Genomic DNA, 3,444 nt, shown 5'->3' on the forward strand with positions numbered 1-3,444 from the left:
GTGGCGGAGTTCAGGTGATCGGAACGCCTCGACTAGGACGTGCCGAGGGCGGGCGCGATCGTGCTGGCCCAGGACTCGTGCAGGCGGTCCTGCCAGTAGTTCCACGTGTGCAGGCCCTCGTCCGCAATGTGCGTCTGCAGGTTGGCGCCTGCGGCCTTCGCCGCGGGGACGAAGGACCTGCTGCTCAGACCCGAGGCGGTCTCGAGGGGAACCGTCTGCGAGAACTTCACCGGGTCGAACGATTTGCTGTCCGGGTCGACCGTGGGATCGCCGGCCGCCGAACCGGCACCGGACGAGATGTAGACGGACTTGCCGCGCAGCGCGCCGACGTTGAGCAGCGGGTCGTTGCGGAGCCACGTCGCCGACGGCCAGAAGCCCCACATGTTCAGCGCGTTGCCGCCCATCTGGGCGACCGAAACCTGGATGCCCTGCGCGAAGCCGGGCGAGCTGGCCGTCGGGTACCCGCTGTAGGAGGCGACGGCCTTGTAGAAGTCGGGGTGGTGAGTGGCGAGGTTCAGCGCGGAGGTGCCGCTCATCGACAGACCGGCGACCGCGTTGTTCACGCCGTCACTGCCGAACTGCGAAGCCATCACCGGGGGCAGCTCCTTGGTCAGGAACGTCTCCCACTTGACGCGGCCCAGCTTCGGGTCGTCGCGCAGCCAATCGGAGTAGAAGGTGCCGCCGCCGCCGAACGGGATGACCACGTTGACGTGCTTGCCGGCGAAGAAGTTCTCCACGTCGGTCTCGATCAGCCAGCCGTTGTTGTCGTCCGGCGCGCGCAGACCGTCGAGCAGGTACAGCGTCGGCGCGGGACCGCCGCCCGCGGCCTTGAGCACCTTGACGGGAATGTCCTTGTCCATCGACGGTGAGTACACCGAGATCAGGGCCGAGTCGGCATGCGCGATGCCGGTTCCGGCCAGTACGGACACGAGGCCCGATGCCAACACTGCGACCAGGCCCACGATCAGCGCGCGGGTGCGACGTATCGCCATCCGAATGTCCTTCTATCTCGTACCAGACACTGCACAGCGAACGCTGCACCGGAGACGATAACAGGGAGATAACGGGTTGTGCCCGTCGTGGCCTGGGATTCTCGGTGCGGACGGGTCTGCAGGCGGGCGCTCCGGGGGCGGCGCCGCCGGTGTGCCCGGGATGCAAGAAACCCCTGCGAACCACTTTTCGGCGGTTCACAGGGGTTCCTGTGGCGGAGGATAGGGGATTTGAACCCCTGAGGGCGTTAACCCAACCCGCGTTCCAGGCGAGCGCCATAGGCCACTAGGCGAATCCTCCGTGGAGGAGCATACCCAACGACGACGGCTCACCGTTAAACCACCAGGTGGCCGCCGGTTCTACGCCCACTTCAGCCGTCCTAGCGCGTGCTCGGCGAGGGGCACGGATCGGTCGCAGGACGTGTCCGGGTTCCCGGTGGCGTCCAGACCGAATTTCGTCTCGATCGACAGGGTGCCCGCGTCGGTGGTGACCTCGAGGATGCACTGGTACTTGCTCTCGGCGAGCGCCCGGCCCTCGAGTCCGCCGACGGCGATCGTCCGCAGCGGATCGACCGGTTCCGGCGCGCTCGTGGTGGTGACGGTCACAGTGTTGAGCGCCTCGGGTTTGCCCCACGTGCACGCGCGACGCTCGGGACTGTCGGTTGCGGTGCCCTCGCCGGCGCCGGCGCCTGCGGTCAGGAGAGGTGCGAGAGTCGCGTCGTCCGCGAGCGAGCACGGCTCGGCCGCGTCCCAGCTGACCGCATCGGACGTGGCCGCGTCTTCGCTGCTCCCGCCGCACGCCGACAGTGCTGCGACGACGACGGCGAGGGTGGCTGCGTGTGCTGTCCTTCTGAGTTTCATCCCGATCCTTTGCCGACGGTGGCCGAATGCGGGGGCGACCGTAGCACTGGCCGTGGTCTGACGTGCGGCGTCGACGCCCGGCCGGGGTGGATCCCGGTACCGGCTCGGGGCCGTCTACACTCTGTGGTGGATCCCGCGCGGCGCGCATCCTGTGAACTCCCCCAGGGCCGGAAGGCAGCAAGGGTCAACGGGCTCTGCCGGGTGCGCGGGGTCCCCTATCTTTCGCATACCCGACCCACGACGTCGGTGAGAGGCCGCTCCTGATGACCAACCAGACCCAGATCGGGTTGATGAGCCATGAGGAACTACTTTCGGAGCATGAGCGCCAGACTGCGAGCTACGCGCAGCTGAAGACGGAGAAGCTCACGCTCGACCTCACCCGCGGTAAGCCCTCGCCCGAGCAGCTGGATCTGTCGGCGGCGCTGCTGACGCTGCCCGGTGACGGCGACTTCCGCGACGGCAACGGCACCGACACCCGCAACTACGGCGGGCTCACCGGTCTGCCGGAACTGCGCGCCATCTTCGGTGAACTGCTCGGCATCCCTGTCGAGAACCTGCTCGCCGGCAACAACGCCAGCCTCGAGATCATGCACGACAACGTCGTGTTCGCCCTGCTGCACGGCACCCCCGACTCCCCGCGCCCCTGGGCGCAGGAGGAGAAGATCAAGTTCCTGTGCCCGGCACCCGGCTACGACCGGCACTTCGGGATCACCGAGACCTACGGCATCGAGATGATCCCGGTGCCGATGCGCCCGGACGGCCCCGACGTCGGCGTCATCGCCGAACTCGTCGCGAACGATCCGCAGATCAAGGGTCTGTGGGCCGTTCCCAACTACTCCAACCCCACGGGCGCGGTGTACTCGGAAGAGGTCACGCGGGCGCTGGCATCGATGCCGGCCGCCGCCCCCGACTTCCGGCTGTTCTGGGACAACGCCTACGCGGTGCATCCGCTGGTCGGCGAGACGGCGCCGTCGCTGGACATCCTCGGGATGGCCGCGGAGGCGGGTCACCCCAACCGGCCGCTCGTGTTCGCGTCGACGTCGAAGATCACGTTCGCCGGTGCGGGCGTCAGCTTCTTCGGTTCCTCCACCGCGAACCTGGCCTGGTACCAGAAGTTCCTCGGCAAGAAGAGCATCGGCCCGGACAAGCTGAACCAGCTGCGTCACCTGCGGTTCTTCGGTGACGCCGACGGTGTCCGCGCCCACATGGAGAAGCACCGCGAGATCCTGGCGCCGAAGTTCGCGCTCGTCCTGAAGATCCTCGAGGACCGTCTCGGGGCGTCGAAGGTGGCGTCGTGGACGGAGCCGAAGGGCGGGTACTTCATCAGCCTGGACGTCGTCGAGGGCACCGCGAAGCGCGTCATCGCCCTGGCGAAGGACGCGGGGATCGCGCTCACCGCCGCCGGATCGGCGTTCCCGTACGGAATCGACCCGGAAGACAAGAACATCCGGCTCGCGCCGAGCTTCCCCTCGATGGAGGATCTGGACAAGTCGATGAACGGTGTCGCGACGTGCGTGCTGCTCGCCGCCACCGAATCACGCCTGAACCTGCCGAAGTCCTAGTAGCCGACGTCCGGCCGCTCACCCTCGCCGGG

General features: G+C 67.8%; 3 protein-coding genes, 1 tRNA gene and 1 other RNA gene. 2 read left to right on the plus strand and 3 right to left on the minus strand.

Features of this window, described 5'->3' with window-relative positions:
• Nucleotides 1-32 precede the first annotated feature (32 nt).
• From ACFTZB_RS44260 to ACFTZB_RS44270, 3 genes are all read right to left on the minus strand, one after another.
• The gene (locus ACFTZB_RS44260; protein ID WP_378442154.1) at nucleotides 33-992 is read right to left on the minus strand and encodes an alpha/beta hydrolase; all 960 of its coding nucleotides are present in this window, start codon (nucleotides 990-992) and stop codon (nucleotides 33-35) included.
• 210 nt (nucleotides 993-1,202) lie between these two features.
• Nucleotides 1,203-1,290, minus strand: a tRNA-Ser gene (locus tag ACFTZB_RS44265).
• Nucleotides 1,291-1,349: 59 nt separating this feature from the next.
• Complete coding sequence (locus ACFTZB_RS44270) at nucleotides 1,350-1,850, minus strand: hypothetical protein (RefSeq protein WP_378442156.1); 501 nt, start codon at nucleotides 1,848-1,850, stop codon at nucleotides 1,350-1,352.
• Nucleotides 1,851-1,975: 125 nt separating this feature from the next.
• On the opposite strand from ACFTZB_RS44270, the gene ffs reads away from it, so the two are divergent.
• Both ffs and ACFTZB_RS44280 read left to right on the plus strand, forming a co-directional pair.
• An RNA gene (ffs, locus tag ACFTZB_RS44275) (signal recognition particle sRNA small type) lies at nucleotides 1,976-2,070 on the plus strand.
• A gap of 43 nt (nucleotides 2,071-2,113) precedes the next feature.
• A complete protein-coding gene (locus ACFTZB_RS44280; protein WP_378442158.1) occupies nucleotides 2,114-3,412 on the plus strand; it encodes an aminotransferase class I/II-fold pyridoxal phosphate-dependent enzyme in 1,299 nt (432 codons plus the stop codon).
• The last annotated feature ends 32 nt before the right edge of the window (nucleotides 3,413-3,444 follow it).

The organism is Rhodococcus sp. NPDC057014, assembly GCF_042673295.1.
Taxonomy (GTDB): Bacteria; Actinomycetota; Actinomycetes; order Mycobacteriales; family Mycobacteriaceae; genus Rhodococcus_F.

Bases quoted from the DNA above. Each gene is read 5' to 3' on its own strand.
- ACFTZB_RS44260 (WP_378442154.1), bottom strand. From the start codon at position 992: ATGGCGATACGTCGCACCCGCGCGCTGATCGTGGGCCTGGTCGCAGTG.
- ACFTZB_RS44270 (WP_378442156.1), bottom strand. From the start codon at position 1,850: ATGAAACTCAGAAGGACAGCACACGCAGCCACCCTCGCCGTCGTCGTC.
- ACFTZB_RS44280 (WP_378442158.1), top strand. From the start codon at position 2,114: ATGACCAACCAGACCCAGATCGGGTTGATGAGCCATGAGGAACTACTT.